Genomic DNA, 5512 nt, shown 5'->3' on the forward strand with positions numbered 1-5512 from the left:
TCGGGTGCGGATGGCGGCGGGCCAGATCGTCACGGCGATCGTCAAGGACGCCGGCACCGTGGAAATTCCGCTGTAGGGGCGGATCCCGCCCCAAGAATGTAAAGAATTGTTTATTCGGGGCATTTCGGGCTCGCGATGCTAAAGTTCGGGCCGACCCGGCCGTTATCTGGGTCAAACCGAACAGGAAACCCATCGTGAAGATCGATTCCACTCCGAACCCGAGCCCCCTGGCGCCGACCGGCAACGGCGCGACCCGTGCGCAATCCGGCGCGGCCTCGTCCTCGTCCGCACAGGCGGCCGACGCGGGGTCGACCGGCGGTGACACGACCGTGAACCTGTCGGGTCTGTCCGGCCAGTTGCGTTCGGTATCCGCGTCCGGCGGCGATATCGACACGGGCCTGGTCCAGTCGATCAAGGACGCGCTGAACAACGGCACGCTGACGATCGATGCGAACAAGATCGCCGACGGCGTATTGAATACCGCCCGAGAGCTGCTGCAGCAGCAGCGCCCGGGCAGTTGAAGCCGGCCTCGCGAGGCCGGTCCCCCGGTTTGCCGGCGCGTAACCGCGCCGGCGCGACGAGCATGACGCGATGAGAGAAGAGCTGCTGGCCACGGTCAACGACGAACACGCGACGGTCGAGGCGTTCGCGTCTCTGCTCGCGTACGAGGAAAAGGCGCTGACGATGGCGCAGCCGCTCGAGATGCTGCCCGGGATCGTCGAAAAGAAAAGCGAGCTGATCGACCGGCTCGCGCAGCTCGAACGCACGCGCGACACGCAGCTTTCCGCCCTCGGCTTTCCGTCCGGCAAGAAGGGCATGGATCAGGCCGCCGAGCGCGATGCCCGCCTCGCCGGCCGCTGGCAGTTGCTGCAGCAGTCCGCCGAACGCGCGCGCCAGGCCAATGCGAACAACGGGATGCTGATCCGGATCCGGATGGACTACAACGAGCGCGCGCTCGCGGTACTGCGCTCGGCGCCCGCGCCGGCCGGCGTCTACGGCCCCGACGGGCGCGTGTCGGCACTCACGCGCTGAAGCACTGACCGACTGATTGGCGGCACGACGCCGCCACCGTACTTTCCGCCTCTCGCCGCCGTTCGCGGCACCTCACGTTTCGACAGACCGGGCCCGAGCCCGGCACCCACGGTCCCTTCCGATACACGGCTGCGCAGCCGCGCGCCGTCCCGTTACAACAATCAGAAGAGGGCCGCATGCCATATTTCCGCATTCCGTTTTCATCCCGCGTTGCCGCCGTTTCCGCCGTCGCGGCGCTGGGCGCCGTGTTGACGCTCCCCGTCGCGCAGGCCGCCGGCCCCGCGCCGCTGCCTACGCCGACGGGCGACATGTCGCTGTCGCCGGCCGGCCCCGATGTCGTGCCGCCGGCCGCCGCGAGCGCGCCTCGCACGCCGCCGCGCGCGTCGCGCCGCGGATCCGACACCTACACGTACCTGCGCTGCTGGTACCGGATCGACGCGGACCCGCTCAAGCCGGCCGCAACCTACGAATGGGCGCGCAACCCTGCCGGCGGCGACTGGTATCGCGTGTCCGGCTACTGGTGGGCGGACGGCATCACGCAGTGGAAGAACATGTTCTACAGCACGACGACGCAGGACGCGCTCGCCGACGTGTGCCGCAAGACGCTGGTCGCGAAAGGCATCAAGACCGACCTCGTGCAGGCGGTCGCGGCCAACAACGCGCTGTCGTTCAACTACACGGTGTGGACCATCGACGCCGCGCAGCAGGACGCGCGCGTCAACAAGCTGATCGTGTTCGGCGACAGCCTGTCCGACACGCAGAACATGTTCAACGCGAGCCAGTGGAAGCTGCCGAACGGCACGAGCTGGCAGGCGGGACGCTTCAGCAACGGCCCGGTGTGGGCCGAATATCTCGCGAACGCGCTGCGGCTGCCGTTCTACAACTGGGCGATCGGCGGTGCGGCGACCGACCAGTATCTCGTCGTGCCGGGCCTCGTGCAGCAGATCGACTCGTGGCGCGAATACATGGATCGCGCACCGGACTACCGGCCCGCCAACACGCTGTTCGCGGTGTTCGCGGGCGGCAACGATCTGGTGAACTACGGGCGCTCGCCCGAGCAGGCGGCGAATGCGGTGCGCGACAGCCTCGAGCGGCTCGCCGCGGCTGGCGCGACGCGGATCATGCTCGTCACGCTGCCGGACGTGTCGCGCGCGCCGGTGTTCGCGACCCGCACCGACACCGCGAGCGTCGCCGCGCAGGTCAAGGACTACAACCAGCGCCTCGCCGACGCGGCCGCCGCGCTGCGCGCCCGCCACGGCGCGACGCTGCGGCTCGAGGTGTTCGATGCGTATGCGCTGTTCGACGACCTGCTGAGCCATCCGGCCCAGTACAGCTTCGACGACGCGAAGCGTTCATGCCTCGACATCCCGAAACCGTCGTCGCTCACCTACCTGTCAGCGCAGACGCCGCGTGCGGACTGCCGCGACCCGGCGCGCTTCGTGTTCTGGGACACGCTGCACCCGACCACGCGCACGCACGCGTGGCTTGCCGAGCGGATCGCGCCGTTCGTGCGTGCACGCCTGCTGAACTGACCGGCGCGAGCGGCCGTGCTTACAGCAGCGGACACGCGGTGACCTGCGTGCCGCGTTCGACGCACAGCCGCTCGTAGTCGCGCAGGTACGCGCGCTCGTCGTCGTCGAGCAGGTCGAGATCGATCAGGTCCCAGTCGTAGCCGACCGTCACGATGTTCTCGAACGTGACGGTATCCGGCTGCGCGTCGTCCCGGTGGATGATCACGATGTTCTCGATCCGAACGCCGCCCTTGCCCGGCACGTAGATGCCCGGCTCGACCGAAATCACCGCATTCGGCACGAGCCCGTACTTCGCGCCCGGCGCGAACCGCACGCCGCCCTCGTGCACGTGAATCCCGACGCCGTGCCCGGTGCCGTGACCGAAATCGTGGCCGTGGTCGCGGCACACCTGGCGCACGACCGCGTCGACGTCGCCGCCCTTTGCGGTGCTCGGGAAGCGCGTGACGAGCCCCTTGATGCAGGCCTTCAGCGCGACCGTGTAGATCTCGCGCTGCCACGGCTGCGCGACCGTATCCGGGTCGGTCCGGCGCAGCACCACGCGCGTGCAGTCCGTCGCGAAGCCGGCTTCGTAATAGGCGCCGCTGTCGAGCAGCACGAGTTCGCCTTCCGTCAGCTCGACGTCGGCGCTCGCCGCCGTGTAATGCGCGAACGCGCTGTTCGCGCCGTTCGCCGCGATCGACGGAAACGTCAGCGCCACCGCCGAGCGTGCGCCGTACGCGTCGTTGATCGTGCGGGCCAGGTCGTATTCGGTGTGGCGCGTGCCCGGCTCGCCGGCCTTCGCCCAGCGCATCGTCTCGGCGATCGCCGCGGAGCTGCGCGCGAACGCGTCGCGGAACCGGTCGAGCACCGCCGGCGTCTTGCCGGCCCGCATCGCCTCGACCGGGTTGAAGTCGGCATGCCGCGCGTGCGGCCACACCCGCTTCACCGCGTCGACGAGCGCGCAATTCACCGATTCGAAGCCGTAGCACACGTGCTCGACGTCGAACTGGGCAAGAAAGCGCTCGAGCGCCGCGACATCGCGCCGGATCACGTGCAGCGCCGGATACGACGCGAGCGTGACCTCGCAGCGGTCGCAGCCTTCCGGCAGGAACAACGCCACCTGCCCGCCGACCGCGAACAGGAAGCCGAGGTGCGACGACGCATTCGGGATGTGATAGCCGCGGCTGTTCAGCAGATACGCGAGGTCGTCCGACGCACAGGAGAAAAACGCCGTCTTGCCGTCCGGCGCGCCGGTCTGCGCGGCGAGCTGACGGTTCAGCATGTCGAGGTTCTGCGCGACGCTCAGGCCGGTCGCCGATTCCGGCACTTCGAAGATCGGCCGCTCGACGACCCAGCCCGGCAACGCGATCGCGCGATCGATTTCCCGGTCGGCGAGGCTCGTCCAGTCGAGCGACGCGGCCTGCGTCTGTTCGAACAGACGATCGCGCTGCCCGACGCTGATCCGCAGCGCATCGTAGCCGACCCGTGCGAGCCGGCTGCCGTGCGCGACCAGCCAGTCGGCCATCGCCTGCCAGATCGTGACGTTCATCCCGAGCTTCTCGATGCGCACGCGCGCCGGATCGCACTGCTGCTCGGCCTGCAGGTGATAGCGGCCGTCGACGAACAGCACGAACGGGGGCAGATCGAGCGCCTGCGCGGTCGCCGCGCTCAGGAAGATCCCGCAGCCGGCCGAGCCGTCGAAACCCGACACCGCGTAGCGCGGATTGTTGGCGAGCGGCAGGTACTCGGTCACGTATTCGTCCTGCGACGTGACCAGCACCGCGTCGAGCCGCGCGGCCTCGAGCAGGCGCGACAGGCCGGCCTGGGTGTCGGCGACGGACGCGTCGTACGGGGGAAGGCCGGAGAAGCTGTATTTCAGTCGATCGATCATCGGAAGCCCGTTATGCATTGTTGTCGGCGGCCGGCGGTGACGCGGCGGGGTGCAGGCCCGGGGCGGGCCTGACGCGGCACGGCGCCGCTGCAGGTGGCCGCGCAGTCCGGCGCAGCACGGCACCGGGCCGCCGTGCCGTTCCGGCAGCAGGCCTTGAAAAAAATTTCGTCCCACTTAACTTTTTTTGATACTCGCGACAGAATCTAGAGCACGCCGAAATTGAGGTCAAGCTAAAATTTTCGTAGGGCTAAAATCGGCGCGGCGCCTGCGCATCCCGGCACAACGGGAATTCATCCGGCGAAACCGCGCGGTACAATTCGCCGGCATCGCCGTCCCGACGGCCGTGCTTCGTGCGATGCGCGGAATTCCCTGTCCGGCGGCTGCACCGCCCGTCCGCTCGCCTCCCGACTCGTTGTCACGAAAGAGATTCATGGATTCAGACATCATGCGTATCGGCCAGCGCATTCGCCGCCTGCGCCGGGAAGCGAAGAAGACGCTGCTGGAAGTCGCGACCGAGGCGAAACTGTCGGTCGGGTTCCTGTCCCAGGTCGAGCGCCACCTCACGGGCATCTCGCTGTCGTCGCTCGTCAACGTCGCGAAGGCGCTCGACGTGCCGCTCGGCGCGCTGATCGACCAGCCGCGCCAGGCGCAGCCCGATTCGCACGAAGGCCGCCGCAAGCCGTACGCGCTCGACGCCACGTCGCAGTGGTACGAACGCCTCTCCACCACGTTCGACGGCAGCCAGATCAACGCGCTCAAGGTGCAGATGATGGAAGGCTACCGCTCGGAATGGGTCGCGCACGGCGGCGACGAGTTCGTGTACGTGCTGGCCGGCCGGATCTGCTACACGGTCGGCAAGAAGGATTACCCGCTGTCGCCCGGCGACTCGCTGCACTTCGATGCGCGCAAGCGGCATCGGGTCGCCAACGTGGGCGACGGGCCGGCCGAGGTGATCGCGGTCGGCACGCTGCCGCTGTTCGACGACCGTGGCGCCGGGTTCGTGTCCGCGACGATGGACCTCGGGAAACCGGCGCCCGTTGCGCGTGCGACGCCGGACGAGCCGCGCGTGAGCCGCCGC

5 protein-coding genes are annotated in these 5512 nt (G+C 68.7%); 4 read left to right on the forward strand and 1 reads right to left on the reverse strand.

The genetic code is table 11. The annotated features are described in order from the left end of the window. The first annotated feature begins 194 nt into the window (after window positions 1–194). From flgM to G3N93_RS32745, 3 genes are all read left to right on the forward strand, one after another. Window positions 195–521: a flagellar biosynthesis anti-sigma factor FlgM gene (flgM, locus tag G3N93_RS32735; protein WP_174947381.1), complete on the forward strand. Its 327-nt coding sequence runs from the start codon at window positions 195–197 to the stop codon at window positions 519–521. Window positions 522–591: 70 nt separating this feature from the next. Beyond that, window positions 592–1032, forward strand: coding sequence for a flagella synthesis protein FlgN (locus tag G3N93_RS32740; protein WP_166962587.1), 441 nt, complete (start codon window positions 592–594; stop codon window positions 1030–1032). A 176-nt stretch (window positions 1033–1208) separates the two neighbouring features. Continuing rightward, entirely contained in the window at window positions 1209–2564 is a 1356-nt protein-coding gene (locus G3N93_RS32745; RefSeq protein ID WP_206134814.1) for an SGNH/GDSL hydrolase family protein, read from the forward strand. Window positions 2565–2583: 19 nt separating this feature from the next. Here the strand turns inward: G3N93_RS32745 and G3N93_RS32750 are convergent, their stop codons facing one another. Continuing rightward, window positions 2584–4434 carry a M24 family metallopeptidase gene (locus G3N93_RS32750; RefSeq protein WP_174947376.1) on the reverse strand — a complete coding sequence of 617 codons (1851 nt, stop codon included), beginning with the start codon at window positions 4432–4434 and terminating at the stop codon, window positions 2584–2586. A gap of 430 nt (window positions 4435–4864) precedes the next feature. Here G3N93_RS32750 and G3N93_RS32755 point away from each other — a divergent pair. Further along, window positions 4865–5512, forward strand: a 648-nt coding sequence (locus tag G3N93_RS32755; protein ID WP_241026790.1) for a helix-turn-helix domain-containing protein, incomplete at its 3' end; no start/stop codon positions are given.

The organism is Burkholderia sp. Se-20378 (genome assembly GCF_017104665.1).
Taxonomy (GTDB): domain Bacteria; phylum Pseudomonadota; class Gammaproteobacteria; order Burkholderiales; family Burkholderiaceae; genus Burkholderia; species Burkholderia lata.